The 25,872-nt window shown below is 72.4% G+C and carries 27 protein-coding genes; 14 read left to right on the top strand and 13 right to left on the bottom strand.

From position 1 onward, the window contains the following. Positions 1-17: 17 nt before the first annotated feature. Positions 18-1,058: a hypothetical protein gene (locus GCE86_RS05470; RefSeq protein WP_154225911.1), complete on the bottom strand. Its 1,041-nt coding sequence runs from the start codon at positions 1,056-1,058 to the stop codon at positions 18-20. Between the two features lie 233 nt (positions 1,059-1,291). Between GCE86_RS05470 and GCE86_RS05465 the strand changes: the two genes are divergently transcribed. The 4 genes from GCE86_RS05465 (at position 1,292) to GCE86_RS05450 (ending at position 5,730) form a co-directional block, all read left to right on the top strand. Next, positions 1,292-2,452, top strand: a complete 1,161-nt coding sequence (locus GCE86_RS05465; RefSeq protein ID WP_154225910.1) for a glycosyltransferase family 4 protein — start codon at positions 1,292-1,294, stop codon at positions 2,450-2,452. Positions 2,453-2,594: 142 nt separating this feature from the next. Continuing rightward, positions 2,595-3,914: a glycosyltransferase family 4 protein gene (locus GCE86_RS05460; RefSeq protein ID WP_154225909.1), complete on the top strand. Its 1,320-nt coding sequence runs from the start codon at positions 2,595-2,597 to the stop codon at positions 3,912-3,914. Positions 3,915-3,916: 2 nt separating this feature from the next. Further along, positions 3,917-4,735: a glycosyltransferase gene (locus tag GCE86_RS05455; protein WP_154230345.1), complete on the top strand. Its 819-nt coding sequence runs from the start codon at positions 3,917-3,919 to the stop codon at positions 4,733-4,735. Beyond that, positions 4,732-5,730, top strand: coding sequence for a glycosyltransferase family 2 protein (locus GCE86_RS05450; protein ID WP_163636907.1), 999 nt, complete (start codon positions 4,732-4,734; stop codon positions 5,728-5,730). Before GCE86_RS05455 ends, GCE86_RS05450 begins: the two co-directional genes overlap by 4 nt. Here GCE86_RS05450 and GCE86_RS05445 read toward each other — a convergent pair. After that, positions 5,717-7,474 (bottom strand): asparagine synthase-related protein, encoded by a 1,758-nt coding sequence (locus tag GCE86_RS05445; protein WP_154225907.1) that lies wholly within the window; start codon positions 7,472-7,474, stop codon positions 5,717-5,719. The two genes, GCE86_RS05450 and GCE86_RS05445, sit on opposite strands and share 14 nt — an antisense overlap. Before the next feature lie 156 nt (positions 7,475-7,630). On the opposite strand from GCE86_RS05445, the gene GCE86_RS05440 reads away from it, so the two are divergent. Both GCE86_RS05440 and GCE86_RS05435 read left to right on the top strand, forming a co-directional pair. Continuing rightward, on the top strand, positions 7,631-8,371 hold the full coding sequence (locus GCE86_RS05440) for a polysaccharide deacetylase family protein (protein ID WP_204342891.1): 741 nt from the start codon (positions 7,631-7,633) through the stop codon (positions 8,369-8,371). Positions 8,372-8,397: 26 nt separating this feature from the next. After that, a complete protein-coding gene (locus GCE86_RS05435) occupies positions 8,398-9,615 on the top strand; it encodes a glycosyltransferase (RefSeq protein ID WP_208818072.1) in 1,218 nt (405 codons plus the stop codon). A gap of 17 nt (positions 9,616-9,632) precedes the next feature. Here the strand turns inward: GCE86_RS05435 and GCE86_RS05430 are convergent, their stop codons facing one another. The 3 genes from GCE86_RS05430 to GCE86_RS05420 all read right to left on the bottom strand — a co-directional run bounded on the left by GCE86_RS05430 (position 9,633) and on the right by GCE86_RS05420 (position 13,195). Further along, on the bottom strand, positions 9,633-10,295 hold the full coding sequence (locus GCE86_RS05430) for a class I SAM-dependent methyltransferase (protein WP_154225905.1): 663 nt from the start codon (positions 10,293-10,295) through the stop codon (positions 9,633-9,635). A gap of 148 nt (positions 10,296-10,443) precedes the next feature. Next, on the bottom strand, positions 10,444-11,796 hold the full coding sequence (locus tag GCE86_RS05425) for a UDP-glucose dehydrogenase family protein (protein WP_154225904.1): 1,353 nt from the start codon (positions 11,794-11,796) through the stop codon (positions 10,444-10,446). Between the two features lie 22 nt (positions 11,797-11,818). Next, complete coding sequence (locus GCE86_RS05420) at positions 11,819-13,195, bottom strand: sugar transferase (RefSeq protein WP_338106366.1); 1,377 nt, start codon at positions 13,193-13,195, stop codon at positions 11,819-11,821. A 509-nt stretch (positions 13,196-13,704) separates the two neighbouring features. On the opposite strand from GCE86_RS05420, the gene rfbA reads away from it, so the two are divergent. From rfbA to rfbD, 4 genes are read left to right on the top strand one after another with little or no spacing between them, the layout of a single operon-like run. Beyond that, positions 13,705-14,592, top strand: a complete 888-nt coding sequence (gene rfbA / locus GCE86_RS05415; RefSeq protein WP_154225903.1) for a glucose-1-phosphate thymidylyltransferase RfbA — start codon at positions 13,705-13,707, stop codon at positions 14,590-14,592. Next, positions 14,589-15,212: a dTDP-4-dehydrorhamnose 3,5-epimerase gene (rfbC, locus tag GCE86_RS05410; protein WP_154225902.1), complete on the top strand. Its 624-nt coding sequence runs from the start codon at positions 14,589-14,591 to the stop codon at positions 15,210-15,212. The genes rfbA and rfbC overlap by 4 nt, the downstream gene beginning before the upstream one ends. Before the next feature lie 6 nt (positions 15,213-15,218). Next, positions 15,219-16,232: a dTDP-glucose 4,6-dehydratase gene (rfbB, locus tag GCE86_RS05405; protein ID WP_154225901.1), complete on the top strand. Its 1,014-nt coding sequence runs from the start codon at positions 15,219-15,221 to the stop codon at positions 16,230-16,232. Further along, a complete protein-coding gene (gene rfbD / locus GCE86_RS05400) occupies positions 16,229-17,098 on the top strand; it encodes a dTDP-4-dehydrorhamnose reductase (protein WP_154225900.1) in 870 nt (289 codons plus the stop codon). Before rfbB ends, rfbD begins: the two co-directional genes overlap by 4 nt. Here rfbD and GCE86_RS05395 read toward each other — a convergent pair. Next, a complete protein-coding gene (locus GCE86_RS05395) occupies positions 17,095-17,574 on the bottom strand; it encodes a GNAT family N-acetyltransferase (protein WP_154225899.1) in 480 nt (159 codons plus the stop codon). The genes rfbD and GCE86_RS05395 overlap by 4 nt on opposite strands. A gap of 123 nt (positions 17,575-17,697) precedes the next feature. On the opposite strand from GCE86_RS05395, the gene GCE86_RS05390 reads away from it, so the two are divergent. Continuing rightward, complete coding sequence (locus tag GCE86_RS05390) at positions 17,698-17,976, top strand: hypothetical protein (RefSeq protein WP_239543135.1); 279 nt, start codon at positions 17,698-17,700, stop codon at positions 17,974-17,976. Here GCE86_RS05390 and GCE86_RS05385 read toward each other — a convergent pair. Then, on the bottom strand, positions 17,946-18,455 hold the full coding sequence (locus GCE86_RS05385) for a cyclic nucleotide-binding domain-containing protein (protein ID WP_244317189.1): 510 nt from the start codon (positions 18,453-18,455) through the stop codon (positions 17,946-17,948). The two genes, GCE86_RS05390 and GCE86_RS05385, sit on opposite strands and share 31 nt — an antisense overlap. A gap of 119 nt (positions 18,456-18,574) precedes the next feature. Between GCE86_RS05385 and GCE86_RS05380 the strand changes: the two genes are divergently transcribed. Next, on the top strand, positions 18,575-19,465 hold the full coding sequence (locus GCE86_RS05380; RefSeq protein WP_154225897.1) for a universal stress protein: 891 nt from the start codon (positions 18,575-18,577) through the stop codon (positions 19,463-19,465). A 23-nt stretch (positions 19,466-19,488) separates the two neighbouring features. Here GCE86_RS05380 and GCE86_RS05375 read toward each other — a convergent pair whose 3' ends face one another. The 5 genes from GCE86_RS05375 to GCE86_RS05355 all read right to left on the bottom strand — a co-directional run bounded on the left by GCE86_RS05375 (position 19,489) and on the right by GCE86_RS05355 (position 23,432). Next, complete coding sequence (locus tag GCE86_RS05375) at positions 19,489-20,115, bottom strand: FMN reductase (RefSeq protein WP_154225896.1); 627 nt, start codon at positions 20,113-20,115, stop codon at positions 19,489-19,491. Beyond that, positions 20,112-21,251 carry an LLM class flavin-dependent oxidoreductase gene (locus GCE86_RS05370; protein WP_154225895.1) on the bottom strand — a complete coding sequence of 380 codons (1,140 nt, stop codon included), beginning with the start codon at positions 21,249-21,251 and terminating at the stop codon, positions 20,112-20,114. Before GCE86_RS05370 ends, GCE86_RS05375 begins: the two co-directional genes overlap by 4 nt. A 123-nt stretch (positions 21,252-21,374) precedes the next feature. Then, the gene (locus tag GCE86_RS05365) at positions 21,375-21,650 is read right to left on the bottom strand and encodes a ubiquitin-like small modifier protein 1 (protein WP_154225894.1); all 276 of its coding nucleotides are present in this window, start codon (positions 21,648-21,650) and stop codon (positions 21,375-21,377) included. Continuing rightward, positions 21,651-22,733: a WD40/YVTN/BNR-like repeat-containing protein gene (locus GCE86_RS05360; RefSeq protein ID WP_154225893.1), complete on the bottom strand. Its 1,083-nt coding sequence runs from the start codon at positions 22,731-22,733 to the stop codon at positions 21,651-21,653. An 81-nt stretch (positions 22,734-22,814) separates the two neighbouring features. Then, a complete protein-coding gene (locus GCE86_RS05355) occupies positions 22,815-23,432 on the bottom strand; it encodes a DNA-3-methyladenine glycosylase (RefSeq protein WP_154225892.1) in 618 nt (205 codons plus the stop codon). A gap of 92 nt (positions 23,433-23,524) precedes the next feature. Between GCE86_RS05355 and GCE86_RS05350 the strand changes: the two genes are divergently transcribed. Together GCE86_RS05350 and GCE86_RS05345 are read left to right on the top strand one after the other, a co-directional pair. Beyond that, a complete protein-coding gene (locus tag GCE86_RS05350; protein ID WP_154225891.1) occupies positions 23,525-23,950 on the top strand; it encodes a DNA-binding protein in 426 nt (141 codons plus the stop codon). A 62-nt stretch (positions 23,951-24,012) separates the two neighbouring features. Next, positions 24,013-24,366: an MmcQ/YjbR family DNA-binding protein gene (locus tag GCE86_RS05345; RefSeq protein WP_154225890.1), complete on the top strand. Its 354-nt coding sequence runs from the start codon at positions 24,013-24,015 to the stop codon at positions 24,364-24,366. A gap of 39 nt (positions 24,367-24,405) precedes the next feature. On the opposite strand, the gene argH is transcribed toward GCE86_RS05345, so the two are convergent. Continuing rightward, positions 24,406-25,869, bottom strand: a complete 1,464-nt coding sequence (argH, locus tag GCE86_RS05340) for an argininosuccinate lyase (RefSeq protein WP_154230341.1) — start codon at positions 25,867-25,869, stop codon at positions 24,406-24,408. Between the last annotated feature and the right edge of the window lie 3 nt (positions 25,870-25,872).

Raw genomic sequence — 25,872 nt, 5'->3', positions numbered from 1 at the left:
ATCGACCGACGCGACGGTCAACGCCGGTCCGCCCCATGCGGTCCCTCGTCGCCACGCGCGGCCGGACGGCTCATGCGGTCGGGCCCGGCGAAGGGCAGGACAGAGGATTTGTCCCGCGGCAGGGCAGGGCCGCCGGTCGCGGATGCGGGAGCCCCGTCACGCTTCGACAGCCGGTAGTCGAGCACCGTGGTGGCCTCGTCGGTCGCGGCCCGCGGCGCAGCCTCGGGGCCCCCGGACGGACCTCGGCCGCTCCAGGGGTCGGGGCGGCCTGCCGCCTGCCCGGCAGCCGTGGGCGGCGCCGACCACGGCCACGCCGGTGCGGGCTGGGATCGCTCCCCCGGCGCCCCTGGACGCCTGATCAAGAGGGACTGGACAGGGTCGTCGTCCTGGTCCCCCGCCGGCGGCTTGCCACGGCTGCCGCCCGAGCGCGGCGCAGGCGGGCCGGCGGCGGTGGCCCGGCGGCGCAGAGCGTCCACGCCCAGGCAGATCGAGACCGTGAGAACCAGACCGATCGCCACGACGACGATGAGCATGCGCTTCTTCGCCGAGCTGAGCACCTCGATGTTCTGCCCCGAGTCAAGCACCTCGGCGGTGATCGCCTCTCCGCCCTCGACTCCAAAGGGTGCCTGAAGTCGTTTCAACTGCTGGCCGAGCAGGTCGATGAGGCGGTCCAGGGTCGCCCGGGCCTTCTCCGGGCTCGGGGCCACCACCTCGGCCTCGACGATCGGCAGCTGCGTCCCACCGATCGTCACCGTGAACTCCTCGGAGAAGCCCGCCGTGGCGAACTCGCGCTTCACATCGGCCCGCCCGGCGTAGATCACCAGTGCGTCCGCGAGCGAGTAGACGTTCCAGGGGCTCACCGTCTGGGGCGTCTTGGTCGCCTTCGGGTCAACCGCTCGCTGCTGGCTCGGGGGCAACAGCGTGAGGTGGCCGGTCGCCTGATAGTCGGAACGGACCGTGGAGACGACGTAGAACGCCACCAGCGCGCTCACCAACAACATCGGCAGCGCGATCCACCGACGGCGCCACAGCACCTTGGTGACATCCCAGAGATCCATTCGGCCCTCCGTCGGCCAGGCGTGAAGTTTGTCGTGCGTAGACGACGCTGGTATTGCCGGCCGAAGTGTCGATCCCCCACCGCCGCAGCGATCCGGGCACCATCATGCCTCGTGACAGGCCGCGTCGGTAACACCCGGACCGCCCTGTCGCAAAACTGACGAAGGATTGTGAGTCTTCGGGCGACAGGGAGAATTCTCGCGATCCCCCCGTGGTGAGGAGCGAGGATAGCCGGATGCGCATCGGATTCGCCTGCCTTTGGGATTCACACGCCCCGTCGACCTGGTCCGGCACCCCGTGGCACCTGCGTGCGGCGCTGCGCCGGCAGGCCGACATCGCCGACGTGGGGGTGGAGGTCCCGCAACGGACGCGCCTGGCGCTGTCGGCCATGCACCCGCGCTGGCGCAACGGTCGCCTGAGCACCATGTGGGAGCAGTCCAGGACCGGGGACGCGTACTGCCGGATCAAGATCCGGAGCCGAGCGAGGCGGCTCGGCTGCGACGCGGTGCTGCAGATCCAGGACCTCACACCGCTGGACCGGCCGTACTTCGTCTACCAGGACATGAGCTTCGACGCGCTCATCAAAATGGTCGACGCCGGCCAGCCGATCTTCCGCCAACTGTCCCGGGACGAACTGCTCCGCCGGCGCGAGCGCCAACACCGGGTGTACGAGCGGGCGGCCGGGGTCTTCGCGATGAGTCACTGGCTCGCCCGCAGCCTGGTCGAGGACTCCCACCTGCCCGCGACGAAGGTGCACGTCCTGCACCCGGGACTGCACCTGGACACGCGGGCCGGACTCGCCACCGACCAGCCGCCACCGCTCCGGCCCGAACCACGGCGCCGGCTGCTCTTCGTCGGCCGCACCTTTCACAGCAAGGGTGGGGATCTCGCGCTGGAGGCGCTGCGCATCCTGCGCCGGGACGTCGACCCGGCGATCACGCTCACCGTGGCCGGACCGCCGAGTTGGCCGCTTCCCGGGCCGGTACCCGACGGCGTCGACTTCCGGGGTGCGATGTCGCGACGCGAGGTGGCCCTCCTCTATGACACGCACGATCTGTTCGTGCTGCCCACGCGCATCGAAGGCTTCGGCCTCGTGTTCGCCGAAGCGCTCGCCCGCGGCCTGCCCTGCGTCGGTCGCGACGCCTTCGCCATGCCCGAGATGATCAGGCCCGGCGTCAACGGCGGGCTTCTCAGTAAGGACGACCCGGCGGAGCTCGCCAGTCTGATCGCCATGATCCTCGCCGATGACGAAATCTATTCGAGCTGCCGCGCCGGCTCGTCCGAAGTGGCCTCTTGGTTCTCCTGGGATCGGTCGGCCGGCGAGGCAATCAACACGATCGCAACGACTCTCGGCCGAACAGCCACAACAACATCCGCCCCGCGTCGAAACCTGTAAGCAAACCGACACGCCGCGTACGCGAGGGTACTTGCTGTTGCGCGGCGCCTAAGTGAACGTGAGCACGTACTCCATTCTCATCCGTCACGGCGAGGACGGTCCGGTCAACAAATGAGCCGGCCGTTCGACGAGGGGAGCCGAGTTGCGTGCAGAGGAAGCCAGCCCGAATGGTCGCGTACGCCGGCCGAACGTCACCATTCTCATCGCGAATCTTCCCGCGGAGCGAGATCGGCGCGTCATTCGTGAATGCCTCTCGCTCGAGGAGAACGGCTACGACGTGACCGTGATCGCGCCGCGCGGCGAAAAGGGCCTTCGCGTTCTGCCCGGCAGCCGGAACACGCGACTCAAGCCCTACCCGATTCCGGTCTACGGCTCCGGGGTGCTGTCGTTCGCGGTCGAGTTCGCCTGGTCATTTCTGTGCATCGCGGTGCGCCTGTTCGGCGAGATCTGTCGGGGGCGGGCACAGGCCGTGCAGGTCTGCAACCCGCCGGACGTCTACTGGCCGCTTGCGCTGCTGCTGCGCGCACTGGGCCGGCCATGGGTGTTCGATCACCACGACCTGTGTCCGGAGATCTACGCCACGCGCAGCGAAGGTAGGCCCAACCCCCTCGTGTACCGGACCCTCATCGCCCTGGAGTGGCTGACCCTGCGCACCGCGACCGCGGTGGTGGCAACCAACGAGTCGTTCCGGGCGAACGCCCTGCGTCGCGGGGTGGCGCCCGGCAAGGTGACCGTCGTCCGCAACGGACCCGCGAGCCGGGAGATCGCGCCGGCCCCGGCCCCGCTGGAGACCGAGGGCAGCGTCCACCACATCGTGTATCTCGGCGTACTCGGCAAGCAGGACAACGTCGCCGGGGTCGTCACCAGCGCGGCGGAGCTGGCTCGGCTCAGGGGACGCGGCGGCTGGCGGGTCACCATCGCCGGCGACGGCGAGACCCTGACCGAACTACGGGAACTCGCCGACACGCTGGGAGTCGCCGATCTGATCGAGTTCCCCGGCTGGTTGGACGGCCCGCAGGTGGACGCCCTGCTGCAGAGCGCCACCGTCGCGATCCAACCCGATCTGCCGACGGAGATGAACCAACTGTCGACAATGGCCAAGACGGTGGAATATGTCAGCCGCGGCGTGCCGGTGGTGGCCGTGGACCTCGTCGAGACGAGACGTACCGCGGGCGAGGCGGCCGCGTACGTGCCGACGGGCGATCCGGTCGAGATCGCGGCTGCGGTCGACGCGCTGCTCTCTGATCCGCAGCGGCGCGCCGCCATGCGCCGGACAGCGCTCGCGCGCTTCGCCGAAGAGCTGTCGTGGGAGCACCAGAGCGTCGCGTACGCGGCCGTGTGGCGGAAGGTGCTTCCCCACCGTCAGCCGGTTCCCGCGCTCGTGTCCGCTGCCGCGTCCGGCACGGTGTCCGTAGCCGCCGGGCCGGAGGCGTCACCGACCGTGGAGCCGGTGCGCCGGTGACGATGAGCGTGGTGATCGCGGCCCACAACGAGGCGCGAGTGCTGGGCCGGTGTCTCGACACGGTGCTCGCCGACGCCGAGCCGGACGAGTTCGAGGTGATCGTGGTAGCCAACGGCTGTACCGACGGCACCGCGGACGTGGCGCGCCGGCGTCCCGGTGTGCGGGTCATCGTCCTGGCAGAGGCGTCGAAGGCGGCCGCGCTCAACGCCGGAGACGCAGCGGCGACGGGCTTTCCGCGCGTCTATCTGGACGCGGATGTGGCCGTCACCGCGGCGGACCTGCGCGCGCTCGCTGCGGCGCTCGACGAGCCGGGAATCCGGGCGGCCACGGCGCGCCGCGAACTCGACACCGCCGGCTCGTCGGTGCCCGTACGCGGCTACTACGCCATCAACCGCCGCCTGCCCGCATTCCGGGGTTCCCTCTTCGGCCGCGGCGTCGTCATGCTCGGCGCGTCGGGGCGGGCCCGGTTCGACCGCTTCCCGGCGATCATCGCCGACGACCTGTTCCTCGACTCCCTGTTCGCCCCGCAGGAGCGGCGTGAGGTGGCGACCGTGGTCAGCCGGGTGGTGGTCCCCCGGCGCGCCCGCGACCTGGTCCGGCGGCTGGCGCGGGTGCGCACGGGCAACCGTGCCCTGCGGGCCACCTCCGCCGGCGTCCGCCCGCCGGTGCGGTCCTCGTGGCTGCGCGACGTCACCCTGCCACGCCCATGGCTGCTGCCGGCCGCCGTCTGCTACGTCGGCATCATCGCCGCCGCCGAACTGCGGGCCCGGCAGGGCGTCGGCTGGGCACAGGACGAGTCCTCCCGGGAGGTGGCGTCGTGACGCCGAGCGTGAGCGTGCTGATGGTGTCGTATCAGACCCGCGAGCTGACGCTGCGTGCGCTCCGCGGCCTGCGCGACACCTGCGTCGGCACGCCCTACGAGGTGGTGGTGGTCGACAACGCCTCCACCGACGGCGCCGCCGAGGCGGTGGCCGCCGCCTTCCCGTCGGCCACAGTGGATCAGCTGCCGGTCAATGTGGGTTTCGGCCGGGCCGTCAATCGGGCCGCGACTCATGCCCGGGGTGAGTGGCTGCTGCTGATGAATCCGGACACCGAGCCCGACGGTGATGTCATCACCGCCCTCGTCGCCTACGCGGCGGACCACCCGGAGCACGGCATCTACACCGGCCGCACCCTGCACGTCGACGGCACCGACGACTTCCGCTCCTGCTTCGCGCTGCCCAGCCTGCGTGGCTATCTGGCGTTCGCGCTGGGTCTCTCCACGGTCGGCCGGCGGGTGAGCTGGCTGGGCCGCTGGTTCAACCCGGAGGAGCTGCCCGGCTACGACCGGACCCAGCCGCGCGAGGTGCCGGCCGTCTCCGGCTGCCTCATGCTGATCCGCCGCGATCTCTTCACCGAGCTGGGCGGGTTCACGCCGGACTATTTCATGTACAGCGAGGACATCGACCTGTGCACCCGGGCCGCCGCACTCGGCGCCCGCCCGGTGCTCGTGCCGCACGCCCGCCTGCGGCACCTCGGCGGAGCCTCCTCCTCGACCGCCAACAAAGGGATGATGGTGCTGCGGGGGAAGTGCACATACGTGCGGCTGCACTGGCCCCGACGCCGGGCGGCTGCCGCGCGGGCGCTGCTCGTGGTGGGCGTCGGCCTGCGTGCTTCCGTCGGGGCCCTGCTGCGGCGCGAGAGCGCCTGGCGGACGGTGTGGCGCGACCGCGGCGCGTGGCTGCCGGGCTGGCCGGCGGTGCCGGGCGACGGCATCGAGCCGCCCAGGACGATCTCCGGCGGCGCCGCGACGCCCATGCCGGTCAGCCCGCGCTGACCGGGGTCTGCTCCTCGGCGGTCACGGCCAGGTTGACCAGGAAGCCCACGGTGGCGGCGTCGGCGCCGTGGCGGCCGGCGAGCAGGCCACGGAGCCAGTCCTCGCGGACGACCCCGATCCGCAGCGCCGGCTCCGCGAGGTCCGGATGCTCCCGCCAGTGACGGACCACGAGATCAGCGAGAGCCGGGGTGCCGGCGGCGGTCTGCGCCTCACGTCGCGCGAACTGGAGAAGCTTCTCCCCGCCACGCCGTACGTACCTGGCCACGGAGTATTCGGCGAGCGCCCGGGGCACGTAGCGGCGGGGCAGGTGCTTCGGTCGTACGCCGGTGGCGAGCGGCACGAGGGCCAGGTCGCGGTCGAGCCGCTCCAGGACTCGGGCCGCGAAACCGGATCCGCCCCGGACCGCGGGCGGCACCGCGCGGGCGATGGCGAGAAACCGCGGGTCGAGGTAGATGCTCACGATCGTGCGGTCCAGGCAGGCCCCGGAGAAGTTGATGCCGACCCAGCGGTGCACCCGCTCGTCCAGGAAGAAGTGGTCGATCGCGGTGAGCCAGTCGGTGTCGTAGGCGGCGAAGGCGGCACGGATCACCGCGAGCCCCTGGGCCTGCGCCCGCTCGGCGAAGTCCGGCACGAGCGCATTCGGGTTGACGGCCTCGTTCGTCATGAACCACCACCGCGCCAGCCGGTCGACCAGCGCCGGATCGGGCCGGGGGTGCTGCCGCTGCCCCATGTGGTAGCTGCCGCGGCAGATCTCGCCGCCCTGCCCGTTGATCCGGACCCCCGGCTCGACCTGGCTCTCCACCCAGTCCAGCACGCCGAGCGCGACCGGGTTGCCGACGGTGTCGTGCCGGCGGGCCGCGGCCAGGACGAGTTCGTACGCGGCGGACGGCGGTAGCGCGCCCAGCCGGGCAAGGTCGATGACCTGATGACGCGTGCCGTAGCGCGTGGCGAGGGCACCGGCGATCGCGGCGTCGGCACTTCCCGGGGCGGCCAGCGTGAGGGTTCGCAGACCGGCGCGGCGCGCCGGCGGGACGGCGGCGAAGAGCAACCGGCTGTCGAATCCGCCGGACAGTTCGAAGACGGTGTCGGGGTGCCGGTCGAGGCACCGCTCGACCGAGCCGCGCAGCAGGTCGGCCATGGCGGTGACCGCGTCGGCCCGGTCCGGCTCGTCGGCGGCGGCCGACGGGTACCGACTGATCTCCAGGATGCCCTTCGCCAAGCCGGTGCGGGTGCCGGCCGGCAGCTTCCGCACACCCTGGAACGGCGTCGCCTCGCCGAGATGGAAGCCGGTGACGGCGAACGCCGCCAGCGCGGAACGGTCCACGGGAGCACCCGCGAGGCGGGCGAGTTCGAGCGCGGAGGTCGAGACCGCCGCCCAGCCCTCGCCCTGCACGGCGTAGAGGTGACGCAGGCCGGCATGGTCGGTCGCGGCGACGAATTCCGTGGCGGTCAGCGCCGCAGCGGCGAACGGGGCGGCCAACTGCCCCAGCGCCGCGCCGGACAGCAGCCGCGCGGCCAGCTCGGTCGAGTCGACCGGCCGGAAGTCGTGGTCACGCGGCCCCCGGGAGAGCGCGAAGACCTGCACGTCGCCGCCGGACGGGAGAGCGTGCCCCACCGCCCGGGTCCAGACCGTGCCGCCGTCGAACGGGTGGCACTCGGCCAGGCCACCGAAGGGCGCGGTCGGGTTCGGCGCCGTGCATCCGGGTGCGGCCGTCACCGCCAGCAGGTCCCTGCAGAGCTGCACGTCTCCTCCTCGGTACCGACCCCGGACGACCGACTCTATCCATGCGTCGGCGCTCCGACCGGCGAAGCGCCGGGACGGATATCCGACTGCCGAAGTGCGCTGGTCATACGGCGCCGCTGGTTATGGTGAAGCCCTCGGACCAGGCGGGAGGCATCGGTGACCACTGGCTCGACCAGGACGGCCGGCTACCGGATGGCCCGTGCGGCGGGACGCTACCTGACCCGCCCGGTCGGCACGATTCGCGCGGTCGCGACCGACGCTCCGCACGTCGTGCTCACGTACGACGACGGGCCGGATCCCCAGGGCACCCCGCTCGTGCTCCAGGCTCTCGCCAAGTTCGGCGCCACCGCCACCTTCTTCGTCCTCGTCGGACGGGCCCGCCGTCATCCCGATCTGCTCGCCGAGCTGATCGCCGCCGGGCACGAGGTCGCCCTGCACGGCCTCGACCACGTCCGTCTCACCGGCGTTCCGGCACCCGAGGTGCTGCGACGCACCCAGGCCGGCCGGGCGGAGCTGGAGGACCTGACGGGTACGCCCGTACGCTGGTTCCGAGCGCCGTACGGTGCGTTGCTGCTGCCCCACTGGCGCGCGGTGCGCCGGGCCGGCCTGATGCCGGTGGTCTGGGGAGCGACGCCCGCCGACTGGCGGCACGTCCCCGAGGAGACGATGGCGCGCGACGCGCTCGCCGCCAGCCGTCCCGGCGCGATCGTGCTCGCCCACGACGGGCACGCCGGGCCGGACGACGGGGTGGACGACGGCCCGCCGCCACCCATCGATCGCGGCCTGCTCGCGACGATGATGCTCACCGGTCTCGACGAGCAGGGCCTCGTCGGGCGGTCGTTGAGCGACGCGCTGTGTCAGGGCACGGCGGCGCGCTGGGCGTGGTTTGTCCGCTAGCTGATCCCGGTGGTGAAGGGATGGAGATGGCCTCCGAACGCGAGCCGAGGAGCGACCCGGCCACTCTGCCGTGGATCGTGCTCTGCGCCGTCAACCTCTGGACCGGCACGGCCCGCACCGACCGGCACATGGCCACGCAGCTCAGCCGCTACGCCCGGGTCCTCTGGGTGGAGCCTCCGGTCTCCGTGGTGACTCCCGCCGCGTCTCGCTACGGTGCGTCCCGGGGGGTCCGGCCCAGGCTGATCCCCGAGGGCCCACGCATCACGCGGCTGGTCACCGTGGCGCAACCGTTCTACACGCGCCGGCTGATCCGGCTCGCCACCCCGGCACTGCTACGCGCGCAGATCCGTTGGGCGCTACGGCGGCTGCGCGTGACGCCCGCCGCCGTCATCACCTTCTCCGCGACCGACCTGCTCGGGCGCTGGGGCGACGACGTGATCGACGTGCTCTACGCGACCGACGACTTCCTGGCGGGCGCGGACCTGCTCGGCATCAGCGCCGACGACATCGCCAGGGAGGAGAAGGCCGCCCTGTCCCGCGCCGACCGGATCGTGGCCGTCTCCCCGGTGCTCGCGGACAAATGGCGGGCCCGGGGGGCCGACCCGGTGCTCGTGCCCGGTGGGGTACTGACCGAGGCGTACGCCGATGTGGAGTCGGCGCCGCTGCCGGACGATGTTCGTCTGCCGGCTCCGGTCGCCGGGGTCGTCGGGCACCTGTCCGACCGCATCGACGTCGGGCTGCTGGAGGCGGTGGTCGAGGAGGGCTCCTCCCTGCTGCTCGTCGGCTCCCGTGACGAGCGGTGGGAACCCGAGCGCTTCGCGAAACTCACCGCACACCCCCGCGTGTCCTACGTCGGGCACCGGCCCTTCGCCGCGCTCCCGTCCTATCTGAAGATGATCGATGTCGGCCTGACGCCGTACGTGGACAACGCCTTCAACCGGGCGTCGTTCCCGCTGAAGACGCTGGAGTATCTCGCGGCGGGCAAGCCGGTGGTGAGCACGGATCTACCAGCGATCCGCTGGCTCGACACCGACCTGATCGAGGTCGCCTCCGGTCCGGCGCAGTTCTCCGCCGCCGTGCGCACGGCGGCGCAACGCGCCCGACAGCCCGACCTGGTCGCCCGCAGGCGCCGGTTCGCCGAGCGACACTCATGGCCGCGGAGGGCGCGGACGGTGGCCGAGGCGATCGGCCTCACCACGGCCGGCGAGGTTGCGCCGGCGGAAGCGTCCTCGGCCGCCGGCTGAGGCGGGACCGGTCGTGATCAGGCATTCGAAGCGCGGCAGGCGATCAGCGACTTGGTCATGCCGAGGAAGCGCTCCGACCGGATCGTCGAGTCCGGGAAGTAGAACCGCAGCTGCGTCCGGTCGAGCAACTCCGTCCAGAGCACGCTGCGCGTCGCGTCGAGCCGGTCCCTGGCGGGGCTGTGCGCGAGCGGCCAGCGCTGCGCCAGCCAGGCACGGCCGGCGGTGGGCAGGAACTGCATGCCGGGCGCCAGCCAGTGCGGCTCGACCGGAAAGAAGCGGTACGGCGTCTGCACCCAGTGGGCGTCTGCCAGGCTGTGCACCGACTCGGCGAAGCGCAGCCGGCGCTCGTGCCCGCCGACGTGCTCGAGCACGGAATTCGAGAAGACGAGGTCGTAGCGGCGTCTGGCGATGTGCGCGGGCAGGCCGCACGCGTCCCCGTAGTCGAGGTCGGCCCACTCGGGCAGGTCGCCCGACATCGGCTCCAGATTGACCACGTGCACGTGCTTCGGGCGGACCGGCGCCCGAAGCCAGGTGTCCAGCCGGCCACCGAGGTCGATCACCGACATGTTGGCGAGGTCGGGAAAGGCCTCACCAAGCCAGCGTGCCCGCGCTTCACGGCGGCGCGCGCCCCACGAATCGGGGGCGTCGACCAACCGCGATCGCAGCGAACGGACGCTCACGCGCCGAGATTAGCGGGAAAGTCACTGCCAGGTGTCCGGCCGTCCGCGATCCGGCGGTCAGCATGATCCCGACGTCCGGCTGGGCCGGCTGAGCGGCTGAGTCAGCTGGTGAGCCGGCGGCCGACGCCCGGCGGAGCGAGGCTCGGGCTCATGGACGGCCCAGGGCCCGATACTCCCAACCCGCCGCGCGCCAGCGCGCCGGCTCCAGGGCGTGCCGGCCGTCGACGATACGCCGCTTGCCGACCACGGTGCCCAACGCCTCCGGGTCGATCTCCCGGAACTGGGACCACTCGGTCAGCAGCACCACGACGTCCGCGCCCGATGCCACGTCGAAGGTGCTCTGTCCATACCCGAGGGTGGGCCAGGCCCGGCGGGCGTTGTCCATGGCAACCGGGTCGAACACCCGCACCCGGGCCCCCAACTGGTGAAGGGCGTTCGCGACATCGAGGGCGGGCGCGTCCCGGATGTCGTCGGAATCCGGCTTGAACGCCGCACCGAGCGCCGCCACCCGGACGCCCCGCAGGTCACCGCCGGCGAGTTCGCGCACCAGATCCACCGTCCGTGCCCGGCGTCGGTGGTTGATCTCGTCGACGTCGCGGAGGAACGCCACCGCGTGACCCACGCCCAGTTCCTCGGCGCGATGCAGGAACGCGCGGATGTCCTTGGGCAGGCACCCGCCACCGAAGCCCAGCCCGGGCCGCAGGAACCGGCTGCCGATCCGGGCGTCGAGGCCCAGCGCCACCGCCAGGTCGTGGACGTCCGCTCCGATGGCCTCGCACACCTCGGCCATGGCGTTGATGTACGAGATCTTCGTGGCGAGGAAGGAGTTGGCGGCCACCTTCACCAACTCGGCGGTCTGCGGGTCCGTCACCAGCACCGGGCTGCCCTGACCGATCACCGGCGCGAACACCTCACGTAGCCGTTGCTCGGCCCACGGCGACGAAACGCCGAACACCAGCCGATCCGGCTGCATCGTGTCGTCGATCGCGAAGCCCTCGCGAAGGAACTCCGGGTTCCACGCCAGTTCCACGCCGTCACCCGCCGGCGCGACCGATCGGATCAGCTCGGCGAGGCGAGCCGCGGTGCCCACCGGCACGGTCGACTTGCCCACGACCAGCGCCCGCCGCCGCACGTCCCGGGCCAGCGCGGTCACTGCGGCCTCGACCTGGCTCAGGTCGGCCGCGAACGACCCGGCGCGCTGCGGCGTCCCCACACAGACGAAATGAACGTCGCCGAAGTCCGCCGCCTCCGGGAACGAGGTGGTGAACCGCAGCCGCCCCGACTCCAACGCCTTGACGAGCAACTCGGGCAGCCCGGGTTCGAAGAACGGCACCTCACCCGAGGCCAGGCGCGAGATCTTCGCGGCGTCGACGTCCACGCCGAGAACCTGATGGCCCAGAGCCGCCATGCACACCGCGTGGGTGGCCCCCAGGTAGCCCGTGCCGATGACGGTGAGCCTGGGGCTCGTGGCAGCGCCCGGTTCGGCATGCTCGGTCGTCATTTACTTCCTCCAAACGGTGCGGTCAGTAGGCTCCGGAGCTCCGGACGACGGCGCTGAGCGTGCGGGCCAGGATGGCCAGGTCCATCGTCAGCGACCAGTTCTCCACGTATGACAGATCGAGCCGGATGGACTCCTCCCACGACAGGTCGGACCGGCCGGAGACCTGCCACAGCCCGGTGAGCCCGGGCTTGACCACCAGGCGCCGGCGCATGTCGGACGGATAGTTGGCCACCTCACGAGGCAGCGGCGGCCGGGGCCCGACCAGCGACATGTCGCCCTTGAGCACGTTGACGAGCTGCGGGAGTTCGTCAAGCGACAGCCGGCGCAGCCACCGTCCGACCGGCGTGACCCGGGGGTCGTGCCGCATCTTGAACAGCTCGCCGTCGGATTCGTTGCGGTCGAGCAACTCCGCCTGGCGCGCCTCGGCGTCCACGTACATCGTGCGGAACTTGTAGATGGTGAACGGCCGGCCGTTCTTACCCACCCGCACCTGGCTGAAGACAGCGGGACCGCCGGCTCCCGGGCCGGTCCGCACCGCCAGGGCGATCGCCAACAGCAGCGGGGCGGCGAGGATCAGCAGTGCGAGCGCCGACACGCGGTCGAAGACCTCTTTGACGAACCGCCGGCCACCCTTCAGCCGAGGATGCTCGACGTGCAGCATCGGCAGGCCGTCCACCGGGCGGACCGTGGTGCGGTCGCCGGCCACGTCGACGAGGTTGCTCGCCACGATGAGGTCCACGTCGTCGCGTTCCAACTGCCACCCCAGGCGGCGCAGCGCCGCTCCGGCCATCTCCGGGCAGGAGAGCACGACCACCGTGTCCGCACCCACGTGCGCCACGGCGGTCGCCACATCCCCGAACGTCCCGAGGATCGGCGGCAGGCCAGGCTCGCACCGCTCCACGGACGCGGCCGGTTGCGGCAGGCAGGCGCCGATCACGCCGAGGCCGTGGAAGCGCTCGCGTCGCAACCGCTTGGCCATCTCGGCGACGGGGAACTCGTGCCCGACCAGGATCACCCGGTGCAGCCGCTCGCCACGTGCCCAGGAGCCGTGCAGGCGCCGACGAACCAGGTACCGCATCCCGACGCCGGCCACGACGAGCAGCGGAGTCGCGATGATCAGGTATCCCCTGGCGAGCGGGAATTCGAACGCGAATGAGGCGACCGCCAGGCCGGCGCTAAACGTGAGTCCGGATTGGAACACTCGTGCGTACTCGTCATTTCCCACGAACAGATGACGTGATTCATACGCTCGGTTGAGGGTGAGGGCGACCATCCAGGCAAACGGCAGAGCAAGGGTGACCCACAGATGGCCGTTGTTGTGGGACTCGACCGTCGACGAGCCGAACCGGACGACCAGGGCCACGGCCGCGGACGCCACTCCGACCATCAGGTCGAGCACGCACAGTGTGACGACGTATCGAGTCTGCCAGCCGGTCCGGGTTGGCGCGCCAGAATGTCCAGGCGGCGCTGACGCGCCGCCTCGAATTGCCTCTTCATCGACGACCTGCGCTACATCCAGCAATGCACACCGTCCCCACGTACGCAGGGCGACCAGCCGTTTGCCCCGTCGGCTCGCCGTCCAGCCCGAGTTGCTGCGGAACCCGCGAATACCTCACATCCAGGCGCCCCATGCCGGGGATGCGAAGGCGAGTCCGACTAAGCTAAGAGCATGCTGAGCATCCACTCAGTGCGCCAGCGTCGCTTTCGGTATTTCTAAGTCAAAGTCGAATTGCCGACAAGGCGTCGGCCACCCGGTGCCGGACACGGCGCCGAACCGGCGTTTCACAATGGTCCGTCCAGTTACCCGGGACAACCGGTCGAGGGCATCGGCGCGACTTTCGGGCGTTGTCAGAAGTGATTGCTGACAGCACATCAAGATGACGCCGTTCGGCCGGTAGCCTCCGCCACATGCGCGGAATCCTTCTCGCTGGTGGCACCGGTTCTCGGCTGTGGCCGGTCACCCTGGCAGTCTCCAAGCAGTTGATGCCGGTGTTCGACAAGCCGATGATCTATTACCCGCTGTCCACGCTGGTGATGTCCGGGGTACGCGAGATCCTGGTGATCACCACGCCGGAGGACCAGGCCCAGTTCCAGCGGCTGCTCGGTGACGGCAGCCAGTGGGGCCTGCGGTTGGCGTACACCACGCAGGCCCGTCCGGAGGGCATCGCACAGGCGTTCCTGCTGGGCGCGGACTTCATCGCCGACGAGCCGGTCGCGCTGATCCTGGGCGACAACATCTTCCACGGCGTCGGCCTCGGACGGCAGCTCGCCGACCACGCCGACCTGGTCGGTGGGCGGGTCTTCGCCTACCCGGTGGCCAACCCGGGCGAGTACGGGGTGGTCGACTTCGACGCGGCCGGGCGGGTGCTGTCGATCGAGGAGAAGCCGGCGCGACCGAAGTCCCGCTACGCCGTGCCCGGCCTGTACTTCTACGACAACCGGGTGGTCGACATCGCCGGCAAGCTCACCCCGAGCGCACGGGGCGAGCTGGAGATCACGGCGGTCAACGAGACCTACCGCGAATGGGGCGAGCTCTCCGTGACGGTGCTCGACCGGGGCACCGCCTGGCTGGACACCGGCACCTTCACCTCGATGATGCAGGCCGCCGAGTTCGTCCGGGTCATCGAGGAACGCCAGGGCATGAAGATCGGCTGTGTCGAGGAGGCCGCCTGGCGGGCCGGCCTGATCGACGACGGCCAGCTGCGGACGCTGGCCGAGCCACTGTCCAGGAGTGGATACGGCGACTACCTGCTCGGCCTGGTGGACCAGCAGAACAATCGGGAGGTGCGCCGATGAAGATCCGGCCGTTGAGCATCGACGGGGCCTGGGAGATCAGCCCGCAGCAGCACGGCGATCCCCGCGGATTGTTCCTGGAGTGGTACCGCTTCGACCGGCTCGCCGCCGTGGTCGGCCATCCGCTGCGGCTCGCCCAGGCCAACCTCTCGGTCTCCGCGCACGGGGTCGTCCGTGGCATCCACTTCGCCGACGTGCCCCCCGGCCAGGCCAAGTACGTGACGTGCGTCCGGGGGGCGGTCATCGACGTGGTGGTGGACGTCCGCGTGGGCTCGCCGACCTTCGGGCGGTGGGAGGCGGTCCGTCTCGACGACGAGGACCGCCGCGCCGTCTACCTGAGCGAGGGCCTGGGACACGGCTTCTGCGCACTGACCGACGACGCCACCCTCAGCTACCTCTGCTCCACCACCTACAACCCGGCCGCGGAGCACGCCGTGCACCCGCTCGACCCCGAGCTGGCGATCAGCTGGCCGACCGAGGCGCCGCTGCTGTCGGCACGGGACGCCGCCGCCCCGACCCTGGCCGAAGCGCGGGCAGCGGGCCACCTGCCGGACTATCCGGCCTGCCGGACCCAGCCGGCCGCCCCAGACTTCGGTGCGACCCCCGCCGCCCACGGAAGGTAGTCACCCATGAGAGTCCTGGTCACCGGCGGAGCCGGTTTCATCGGGTCGGAGTACGTGCGGATGCTGCTGGGGAGGCCCGGTGGCGACGCTGCCGGGGTTCCCGGTATCGAGCCCACCGCGGTGACCGTGCTGGACAAGCTCACCTACTCGGGCAACCTGAACAACCTCGCTCCGGTGCGCGAGGATCCGCGCCTGCGCTTCGTGCTGGGCGACATCTGCGACGCGGCGCTGGTCGACGAGGTCGTGGCCGATCACGACGTGATCGTCCACTTCGCCGCCGAATCCCACGTCGACCGTTCCATCACCGGTGCCGTGCCGTTCGTCACCACCAACGTGCTGGGGACCCAGACGCTGCTCGACGCCGCGCTGCGCCATGGCACGCACCGGTTCGTGCACGTCTCCACGGACGAGGTGTACGGCTCCATCGACGAGGGCTCCTGGACGGAGACCTGGCCGCTGTCACCGAACTCCCCGTACTCGGCCGCCAAGGCCGGCTCGGACCTTCTGGCTCTGGCCTACCACCGCACCCACGGCATGGACGTGGTGGTCACCCGCTGCTCCAACAACTACGGGCCGTACCAGTTCCCGGAGAAGGTCATCCCGCTGTTCGTCACCAACCTGCTCGACGGTGGGACCGTCCCGCTCTACGGCGACGGCGGCAACGTCCGCGACTGGCTGCACGTGCACGACCACTGCCGCGGCATCGCGATGGTCCAGGAGAAGGGCCGCGCCGGCGAGGTCTATCACATCGGCGGCGGCACCGAGCTGACCAACAAGGAACTCACCGCCCGGCTGCTGGCAGCCTGCGACGCCGGATGGGACCGGGTCACGCCGGTCGCCGACCGCAAGGGTCACGACCGCCGCTACTCGCTGGACATCACCAAGATCGGGGAGGAACTGGGATACGTTCCGAGCATCGACCTCGAGCGCGGCCTGACGCAGACCGTCCAGTGGTACCGGGACAACCGGGCCTGGTGGGAGCCGCTGAAGGCGGGCGGCACCTCGGCCGTGGCGGCATGAGTCGGCTACTCGTCACCGGCGCCGCCGGGATGCTGGGCCGGGAGGTGGTGGCCGTACTGCGCTCCCGAGCCGACCTGTCGGTCACCGCCACCACCCGCGCCGAACTCGACATCACCGACCCGGACGCGGTGCACGCCACTGTCGCCGGGCACGACCTCGTGATCAACACTGCCGCGTGGACGGACGTGGACGGGGCCGAGACGCGGGAGGAGGTGGCCACCGCCGTCAACGGCGACGCGGTCGCCCACCTGGCCCGGGCCTGCGCCGCAACGGGCGCGCGGATGATTCACATCTCCACCGACTACGTCTTCCCCGGCGACGCCACCGAGCCGTACCCGGAGGACGCCGCCACCTTCCCGGTCAACGCGTACGGGCGCAGCAAGCTCGCCGGAGAGCTCGCCGTCGCCAAGCTCCTTCCCCACACGGGCTACCTCGTGCGCACGGCCTGGCTCTACGGCGAACACGGACCCAACTTCGTCGCGACCATGCTGAGGCTGGCCGAGGAACGCGAGTGGCTCGACGTGGTGAACGACCAGCGCGGGCAACCCACCTGGTCGTACCGGCTGGCGGAGCGGCTCGTCGCGCTGGCCGACGCGGCGCTGGCCGGCCGGGCCGCTCCCGGCGCCTACCATGGCACCGCATCGGGCGAGGCGACCTGGTACGACCTCGCCCGTGCCGTGTTCGCCCTGCGCGGCCTCGACCCCGATCGCATCCGGCCGACCACCAGCGACCGCTACCGGCGTCCCGCCTCCCGTCCGGCCTACAGCGTGCTGGGCCACGAACGCTGGGCCGCCGCGAAGCTGCCGCCGCTGGAGGACTGGCGTTCGGCCCTGGCTCAGGCCCTGGCTGCCGGCATGAACCGCTAGGCGGGCAGTTCCAGGACGTACTCCTCGACGTCGGCGCCGCGGCTCTCCGCGTATCCCGAGTCCTCGCCGACCACGACGAAGCCGCACTTGCGCAGCACGGCGAGGGAGGCGGCGTTGTCCTTGGCGGCGCGGGCGTGCACCGGCCGCTGCGGCAGCTCCCGCAGCAGCGCGGCGAGCGCCGCGGTGGCGTGGCCGCGCCCCCAGTGGGCGGAGTCGATCCAGTAGCTGACCTCGGTGCGCTCCCCCACCGGGAAGGCGGCCACGCGCCCGACCACCGTGCCGTCGACGGTCACGGTGCGGTTGACGATGCGCGGGTCGGCCCGGATGCGCGCCCAGTGGGCGTCGAAGGCGGCCCGGTCGGCCGGGTCCTTCGGGCCGAACGCGGCCATCCAGTTGGCCTGCGGATCCTGCTCGTGGGCGAAGAACAGGGGCAGGTCGTCGTCGCGCACCGGGCGGAGCTGCACGTCACTGGTCACGGGCGGAGGATACGCGGGACCACCGACAGGATCCGGCGACGTCACGTCACCCGGTCGGTGGACCGGTGCCGGAATCGGCGCTGGACGAAGCGGGCTGGAGCGGACGATCCACGGGTGAACAGGATGCTCCTGCGCCCGCGGAGCCGGGTGCGTACCCTCCGCGCCCGCGTGGTCGGCCCGACGGCGGCCGGCCCGCGTGCCCTGGGCCCGACGGCGGCCGCGCCGCTGGCGCTCGCCGTGGCGGCGATCGGCGCCGTGGCGATCGGCCGGCTGGTGATCGCCCGCCTGGCCGTCCGCCGGGCGGTGATCCGGGAGCTGCGCATCGGCCGGCTGGAGGTGGACGACCTGGTGGTCCACCGGCACACGGTCGGTCAGCCGGTCGGCGGCAGGGCCGTCGGGTAGCCGTACAGGTCGAGCAGCCGCACCCGGGACGCGTGCAGCCGGTCCACCACGACGCTCATGAAGCGGGTGGTGAGCTGCCGGCCGAGGGCGTCGTCGGACTCCATGAGCCGGCGTACGCCCGCGGCGTTGAACTCGACGGCCGTGCTGCGCTGCGCGGCCACCGCCCCGAACTGCCAGCGGTAGGGCGGGAACAGCCACGACCAGCCGAGCACCCCGCCCGGGCCGATCGTCTCGATCCCCACGTCACCACGGCGGGGCACCGGGAAGTCCAGCGCCACCTGGCCGCCGCGAACCAGCCAGAACCGCTCGGCCGGCTGCCCGGCGCGGAACAGCCGGTGCCCGGTGTGCCAGACCACCGGGCGGGCGTAGCCGGTCAGTGGGGGCAGCCACTCCTCGGGCAGCCCGGCGAGGAAGGGGTGTGCGCGGAGCATCTCCAGCGGGGTCATGGTCGCCTCCCACGGGTCCTGGGTCGTCCCCACCAGTGCACCCCCGTCCGGCCCGCGGCGGCAGGGCCGTTGGTCCCGGGCCGGCGCGGACCGCCGTGTTCGTGCTCGAACGGCGGGGTCGTCGTCGACAATGGGCGGAGCCGACCGGAGGGATGCCGATGAACCGACCAGTCGTGGTGGGCGTCGACGGATCGTCGACCAGCCTCACCGCCGCCGAACACGCCGCGCGGGCCGCCGTGGCCCGGTCCCGGCCGCTGCACGTGGTGCACGGCTACCTGCACCCGCTCGGCTACGGCGTGCCGCTGAACCCGTACGACCTCGGGGTCCCCGCCCCCACCGAGGAGTCGCGGAAGATGCTGGAACAGGTGGCCGCCGAGCTGGTCGACCGGCATCCGGGGCTGCGGGTGGAGGTGCGCCAGGTGGCCGGCGGCCCGGGCGTCACCCTCATCGAGGAGTCCCGCCGGGCGGAGCTCGTGGTGGTGGGCAGCCGGGGCGTGGGCGGGTTCACCGGGCTGCTGCTCGGCTCGGTCAGCAACCAGGTGGCGCAGCACGCGCACTGCCCGGTGCTGGTGGTCCGCCCGGCCGAGCAGCCGATCCCGGTACGCGGGCCGGTGCTGGCCGGGGTGGACGGCTCCGAGCCGGCCGGGAACGCCGTGCGGCTCGCCGCCGACGAGGCGGTCCGCCGGGACGCCGACCTGGTGCTGGTGCACGTCCGCACGCCGGAGCGGGGCGCCGTGGCGCCGGATGCCGCGGCCGAGGCCACCGCGGCCGCGCAGGCCGAGTCGGCGGAGCTGCTGGCCGGTGCGGCCGCCCGGATCCGCACCGACCACCCGGTGCTGAACGTGGTCGAGCGGCCCCTGCGGGGCGAGTCCCCGGAGCAGGCGCTCATCGAGGCGAGCGGCGAGGCCGCGCTCGTGGTGGTCGGCTCCCGCGGCCGGGGCGGCTTCGCCGGGCTGCTGCTCGGCTCGGTCAGCCAGGCGCTGGTGCAGCACGCGCACTGCCCGGTGCTGGTGGCCCACCCGTACGAGCCGGCCGGCGACTGAGGTCGCGGGCCGGCCCGCCGGGGTCAGGACGGGTCGCGGCCGGCGAGCAGGTCCTCGAAACTGGTGGTGAGCGCGAACGGGTCGGCCGGGCCGGTCGCCGCCGGTCTGCGGTCGACCTGCTCGGCCAGCTCGATGCCGGCCCGCCGGATCCGGGCCCGCAGCGCGCTGTCCTCGCCGTCGCCGGCCCAGTCCTCCGGCGCGGCGAAGACCGCCGTGGGCACCACGACCGCCCGCAGGTACGCGAACATCGGCCGGACCGCGTGCTCCAGGGCGAGCGAGTGCCGGGCCGTGCCGCCGGTGGCCCCGATCAGCACCGGCCGGCCGGCCAGCGCCTCCTTCTCGACCACGTCGAAGAACGACTTGAACAGGCCGCTGTACGAGGCGTTGAAGATCGGGGTGACGGCGATCAGCCCGTCCGCCCCCGCCACTGCGTGGAGCGCGTCGCGCAGGGCGGCCGGCGGGAAGCCGGTGAGCACGTGGTTGACGACGTCGTGGGCGTACTCCCGCAGGTCCAGCGTGCGGATCTCCACCTCGTCGCCGCGCCGGACCAGCTCGTCGCGGGCGGCCGCGGCGAGCTGGTCGGCGAGCAGCCGGGTCGACGAGGGCTGGCTGAGGCCGGCCGAGACCACGGTCAGCGTCCGGCGGGTCATCGGTCCTCCTCGGGCGCCTTGCCGGTGACGTCGTCGACGGCGTGGACGGTGCTGTCCTTGGCGCCGCCCGCCGCGGCCAGCAGCGAGGCGTGCGTCGGCGCCTCGGGCACGTGCGCCGGGCGCAGCGAGTCGAACTCCTTGCGCAGCACCGGGACGACCTCCTCGCCCAGGAGGTCGAGCTGCTCCAGGACGGTCTTGAGCGGCAGCCCGGCGTGGTCCATGAGGAAGAGCTGGCGCTGGTAGTCGCCGACGTACTCGCGGAAGCCCAGCGTGCGGTCGATGACCTGCTGCGGGCTGCCAACGGTCAGCGGGGTCTCCCGGGTGAACTCCTCCAGCGACGGCCCGTGCCCGTAGACCGGGGCGTTGTCGAAGTACGGCCGGAACTCGCGGACCGCGTCCTGGGAGTTCTTCCGCATGAAGACCTGCCCGCCGAGGCCGACGATGGCCTGGTCGGCCGAGCCGTGGCCGTAGTGCGCGAAGCGCTGCCGGTAGAGGGCGACCATCCGCTGGGTGTGCTCCTTGGGCCAGAAGATGTGGTTGGCGAAGAAGCCGTCGCCGTAGTACGCGGCCTGCTCGGCGATCTCCGGGCTGCGGATCGAGCCGTGCCAGACGAACGGCGGCACGCCGTCGAGCGGGCGCGGGGTCGAGGTGAACGACTGCAGCGGCGTGCGGAACCGGCCCTTCCAGTCGACCACGTCCTCCCGCCACAACCGGTGCAGCAGGTCGTAGTTCTCGATGGCGAGCGGGATGCCGTTGCGGATGTCCTGCCCGAACCAGGGGTAGACGGGGCCGGTGTTGCCGCGGCCCATCATGAGGTCCACCCGGCCGCCGGCCAGGTGCTGGAGCATCGCGTAGTCCTCGGCGATCTTCACCGGGTCGTTGGTGGTGATCAGCGTCGTCGAGGTGGACAGCAGCAGCCGCTCGGTGCGAGCCGCGATGTAGCCGAGCATGGTGGTCGGCGACGACGGCACGAACGGCGGGTTGTGGTGCTCGCCGGTGGCGAACACGTCCAGCCCGACCTCCTCGGCCTTCTGCGCGATGGCCACCATGGCCTTGATCCGCTCATGCTCGGACGGTGCCCGCCCGGTGGTCGGGTCGACCGTGACGTCGCCGACGGTGAAAATCCCGAACTGCATGACCAGCTCCTTGCGTGGGGTCCGGGCCCTCCGGCCCGGAATCGCTCCGCACAACATATTTGACGAAGCAACTATTCCACGCCCGGCCGGCCCCCGGGTGGCCCACCTCACCCCCTCCGGGAGTCAGCCGCCCGCCACCGACGGGAGGATCTGGATCTCGGCGTCGTCGGGGACCGGCGTGTCCAGGGCGCCGGTGTGGCGGCAGTCCTCGCCGTCGACGTAGACGTTCACGTACCGGCGGAGGTCGCCGCGCTCGTCGCGGATCCGGCGGGCCAGCCGGGGCCAGGTGGCGGCCACCTCGTCGAGGACCGCCCGCAGGGTGCCGCCGGCGGCCACGGTCAGCCGGCTCTCCCCGCCCGCCTCGGACCGGAGCGGGCCGGGCAGCAGCACGGTGACCACTCAGACCTCCGCGGCCCGGACGCAGAGCACGTCGGGCAGGTGCGCGGCCACCAGCGACCAGGAGTCGCCCTCGTCGGCGCTGGCGTAGACCTCGCCGGAGCGGGTGCCGAAGTAGACGCCGGCCGGGTCGTGGTCGTCGGCGCACATGGCGTCGCGCAGCACCGAGGGATAGAAGGGCCCATCGGGCAGGCCGGCGGTGAGCGGCTCCCAGCTCCCGCCCGCGTCGGCCGAGCGGTAGACCCGGCAGCGCCGGTCGGTGGGGAACCGCTCGCCGTCGGCGGTCAGCGGGAAGGCGTAGACGGTGCCGGGACGGGACGGGTGGGCGACGATCGGGAAGCCGAAGTCGCTGGGCAGGCCCGCCGCGATCGAGGTCCAGGTGTGCCCGTCGTCGTCGGAGCGGTAGACGCCGTGGTGGTTCTGCGCGTACAGCCGGTGGGGGTCGCCGGCGTCCCGGGCGATCTTGTGGACGCACTGGCCGAACTCGGGCCACTCGTCGGGCAGGAAGTACGCCCGGATCCCAGTGTTGCCGGGCGCCCAGGTCGCGCCCGCGTCCTCGGTGCGGTAGACCCCGCCCGTGGACATGGCCACCGCCATCCGGGCCGGGTCGCGCGGGTGCGGGAGCACGCTGTGGACGGCCTGGCCGCCGAAGCCGGCGCCCCACTGCTCGCGGTGCGGATGGTCCCAGAGCGCCCGGACCAGGCTGAAGCTGCGCCCGCCGTCGTCGGAGCGGAACAGCGCGGACGGTTCGGTGCCCGCCCACACCACGTCGGGCTGGTCCGGGCCGGCCGGCGTGAGCTGCCAGACCCGATTCAGGCTGGCCCCGGTGTCGGCCGGGAACGCCACCGGGGCCTGCTCGGGCTCCAGCCAGGAGCCGCCGAGGTCGTCGCTGGTGGCCACGCTGGGACCGAAGTGTGAGCTGGTCATGCCCGCGAGCAGCCGGGGCCGGCCGGGGCGCTTGTCGACGGCGACCGCGTAGACACCGGTCATCGGGAAGTGCGGGCCGCTCAGCGCCCAGTCGCGGCGGTCGGAGCTGGTGGCCAGGAAGAGCCCCTTGCCGGTGCCGATAGCGAGCAACGTGGTCATGCCGGTCCTCCCTCGTCGACGGGTGCCGTGATTATCGCCACACCCACCGACAGGATTCCGGCCCGCCGCGCCGAGCGCGAGTCAGCGTCGGGTCCGGGGCACGTGCCGCCGGTAGGCGCTCACCGTCGGGTCGTCCGTGATCCAGAAGCGCCAGGGCACGTCGTGGGCGCCGGTGACACCGACCCGGGGGCCGGCCGTGACCGCCGCGTCGGGCACCGGCAAGAGCGGGAGGCGCAGCCGGACCGGACCGTCGCCGAGCAGGTCGGCGCCGTAGACGGACCGGTCGATGCCGAGCGCCGCGCACAGCCGGGCGGGCCCGCGCGCGAGATCCACATCCTTGCGTACGGCCGGGCGGCGCTCCCGGGCCACGTCGAGGCCGTCGACCACCTCGCCGGCCCGCAGCAGCACGGCCGAGGCCTCGCCGTCCGGTCCGGTCACCACGTTCACGCACCAGTGCATCCCGTAGGTGAAGTAGACGTAGGCGTGCCCGGCGGGGCCGAACATCACCGCGTTGCGCGGGGTGCGACCCCGGTGGGCGTGCGAGGCCGGGTCACCGGCGGTGCCCGCGTACGCCTCGACCTCGGTGATCCGCACGGTGACCCCGTGCCCGGTGAGCCGGCAGCCGAGCAACCCGCGGGCGGCGGGAACCACCGGGCCCGCGAGCAGGTCGGAGAGAGCGGAGAGGTCGGTCGCGGTCACCGGGAAACCCTAGCCGGATTCCCGAAGGTGAGCGCAAGTTGCTTTCAACGGGGTGTTGACAAAATGCCGTTCAAGGGTGTGGGATCGACGACATGGTCACCATGGACAACGACCCGTTCACCGCTCCGGATGCTGCCCAGGCCCGGGCGCACCGCAACTACGCGGCGCTGCTGCGGATCGCCGAGCGGCACGCCGGCACCGACGCCCGCCGCCGGCGCTACGCGCACCCCGACGTCCCCGACGCCTACGAGGCGGCGACGCTGGTGATGGCGCTCGCGGGCGGGGCGGAGCTGGCGGAGGGCGAGGAGCCGGTCGACCAGGCCGACCTGATGGCCGCGCTGACCCTGATCCCGCACGTCCGCGCCGAGGTCGACGCGCTGGAGGCGGGGCTGCTGCAGGTGGCCCGCGGCCGGGGCATGACCTGGCAGGCCATCGCCTTCGGGCTGGGGCTGGGCAGCGCCCAGGCGGCCCGGCAGCGCTACGAGCGGCTCACCGTGCGCACCGGCACCGGCGACTGAGGCGGGCGGGCTGTCACAGCCGCGGGTCAGACTGTGCCGGTGACCGGCACGGGAGGGATGCGATGACGCGCGAGGAGATGCTGTCCTACTGCCTGGCCAAGCCGGGCGCCTGGCTGGACCAGCCGTGGGAGGGCGACGAGGTGGTCAAGGTGGGCAGCCGGATCTTCGCCTTCCTCGGGTCGGCGGACGGCGAGGCGCGGGTGGGGGTCAAGTGCGGCCCGTCCCGCGAGGTCGCCGACGAGTGGGTGCACCGGTTCCCCGAGGACGCCCGCCCCTCCCCCTACATCGGCCGCTCGGGTTGGAACACGCTGCGGCTCGACGGCGACATCCCCGACGACGAGCTGCGCGAGGCGCTCGACGGGTCGTACGACGCGGTGGTGGCGAAGCTGCCCAAGCGTGAGCGCCCCACGGCCTGACCCCGCGCGGCGGCCGGGCCACCGCGCGGGGCGTCGGACTCAGCGGGGCACGACCCGCTCGGCCGCCCAGTCCCGCCAGCCGGTCAGCTTGTCCGCCGCGGTGGCGAGCTGGTCGGCCACGGGCCCGGGGCCGGTGGAGCCGGGGGTGGTCCGGGCGGCCAGGGCCGAGCGCACCGAGAGCACGTCCCGCACCGAGGGGTCGAGGTGCTCGCTGACCGCGGCCAGGTCGTCGTCGGAGACCTCGTCCAGGGCGCAGTCGCGGGCCGCGCAGAGCGCCACCAGCCGGCCGGTGATCTCGTGCGCGTCGCGGAACGGCACGTTGCGCCGGACCAGCCAGTCGGCGACCTCGGTGGCGAGCGAGAAGCCCGACGGCGCGGTCGCCACCAGCCGGTCCACCCGGACCGTCATCGTGGAGATCATCCCGGCGAGGGCGGGCAGCAGCAGCTCCAGGGTGTCGACCGCGTCGAAGGCAGGCTCCTTGTCCTCCTGCATGTCCCGGTCGTAGGTCATGGGCAGGCCCTTGAGCATGGTGAGCACGCTCATCAGACCGCCGACCAGCCGGCCGGACTTGCCCCGGGCCAGCTCGGCGATGTCCGCGTTCTTCTTCTGCGGCATGATCGACGACCCGGTGGCGAACGCGTCGTCCAGCTCGACCCAGCCGAACTCCTGCGACGTCCAGAGCACCACTTCCTCGCCGAGGCGGGACAGGTGCACGCCGATCATCGCGGTGACGAAGAGGAACTCGGCCACGAAGTCCCGGTCGGCCACCGCGTCCATCGAGTTGGCGAAGGACGTGCGGAAGCCCAGCTCCTTGGCGACCGCCACCGGGTCCAGCGGCAGGCCGGAACCGGCGAGCGCGCCGGCGCCGAGCGGGCTCACGGCGCACCGGTGGTCCCAGTCGCGCAGCCGCTCCAGGTCCCGCAGCAGCGGCTGCACGTGGGCGAGCAGCCAGTGCCCGAAGGTGACCGGCTGGGCGTGCTGGAGGTGGGTCATGCCGGGCGCGGCGGTGTCCACGTGCCGCTCCGCCTGCTCGACCAGGGCCTCGGCGAGCTCGACCAGGCGGGCGGCCACGCCGCGGGCGTGGTCGCGCAGGTAGAGCCGCAGGTCGGTGGCGACCTGGTCGTTGCGGGAGCGGCCGGCGCGCAGCTTGCCGCCGAGGCTGCCGAGCCGTTCCAGCAGCCCGCGCTCCAGGGCGGTGTGCACGTCCTCGTCGTCGACGGTCGGGCGGAACGTCCCGGCGGCGCAGGCGGCCTCCAGGTCGTCCAGCGCGGCCAGGATCCGCCCCAGCTCGTCGGGGTCGAGCAGGCCGGCGCCGGCCAGGACCCGGGCGTGCGCCCGGGAGCCGGCGATGTCGTACGGGGCGAGGCGCCAGTCGAACTGGACGCTCACCGACAGCCGTGCGAGCGCCTCGGCGGGGCCGCCGGCGAACCGGCCTCCCCAGAGGCTCGTCCGGTTGGCGGGGGCGCTGTTCTCGGTCAGGCTCTTGTCGTCCACCCCACCCATTGT

It is taken from the genome of Micromonospora terminaliae (assembly GCF_009671205.1).
GTDB lineage: Bacteria > Actinomycetota > Actinomycetes > Mycobacteriales > Micromonosporaceae > Micromonospora > Micromonospora terminaliae.
Note: the sequence above shows the minus strand (reverse complement) of the source record. Positions and strands in the feature narration are given on the sequence as shown.

Bases quoted from the DNA above. Each gene is read 5' to 3' on its own strand.
- GCE86_RS05465 (WP_154225910.1), top strand. From the start codon at position 1,292: ATGCGCATCGGATTCGCCTGCCTTTGGGATTCACACGCCCCGTCGACC.
- GCE86_RS05380 (WP_154225897.1), top strand. From the start codon at position 18,575: ATGCCGATGAACCGACCAGTCGTGGTGGGCGTCGACGGATCGTCGACC.
- rfbD (WP_154225900.1), top strand. From the start codon at position 16,229: ATGAGTCGGCTACTCGTCACCGGCGCCGCCGGGATGCTGGGCCGGGAG.
- GCE86_RS05350 (WP_154225891.1), top strand. From the start codon at position 23,525: ATGGTCACCATGGACAACGACCCGTTCACCGCTCCGGATGCTGCCCAG.
- rfbB (WP_154225901.1), top strand. From the start codon at position 15,219: ATGAGAGTCCTGGTCACCGGCGGAGCCGGTTTCATCGGGTCGGAGTAC.
- GCE86_RS05435 (WP_208818072.1), top strand. From the start codon at position 8,398: ATGGCCTCCGAACGCGAGCCGAGGAGCGACCCGGCCACTCTGCCGTGG.
- GCE86_RS05470 (WP_154225911.1), bottom strand. From the start codon at position 1,058: ATGGATCTCTGGGATGTCACCAAGGTGCTGTGGCGCCGTCGGTGGATC.
- argH (WP_154230341.1), bottom strand. From the start codon at position 25,869: ATGGGTGGGGTGGACGACAAGAGCCTGACCGAGAACAGCGCCCCCGCC.
- GCE86_RS05390 (WP_239543135.1), top strand. From the start codon at position 17,698: ATGCTCCTGCGCCCGCGGAGCCGGGTGCGTACCCTCCGCGCCCGCGTG.
- GCE86_RS05455 (WP_154230345.1), top strand. From the start codon at position 3,917: ATGAGCGTGGTGATCGCGGCCCACAACGAGGCGCGAGTGCTGGGCCGG.
- GCE86_RS05370 (WP_154225895.1), bottom strand. From the start codon at position 21,251: ATGCAGTTCGGGATTTTCACCGTCGGCGACGTCACGGTCGACCCGACC.
- GCE86_RS05360 (WP_154225893.1), bottom strand. From the start codon at position 22,733: ATGACCACGTTGCTCGCTATCGGCACCGGCAAGGGGCTCTTCCTGGCC.
- GCE86_RS05425 (WP_154225904.1), bottom strand. From the start codon at position 11,796: ATGACGACCGAGCATGCCGAACCGGGCGCTGCCACGAGCCCCAGGCTC.
- GCE86_RS05345 (WP_154225890.1), top strand. From the start codon at position 24,013: ATGACGCGCGAGGAGATGCTGTCCTACTGCCTGGCCAAGCCGGGCGCC.
- rfbA (WP_154225903.1), top strand. From the start codon at position 13,705: ATGCGCGGAATCCTTCTCGCTGGTGGCACCGGTTCTCGGCTGTGGCCG.
- GCE86_RS05375 (WP_154225896.1), bottom strand. From the start codon at position 20,115: ATGACCCGCCGGACGCTGACCGTGGTCTCGGCCGGCCTCAGCCAGCCC.
- rfbC (WP_154225902.1), top strand. From the start codon at position 14,589: ATGAAGATCCGGCCGTTGAGCATCGACGGGGCCTGGGAGATCAGCCCG.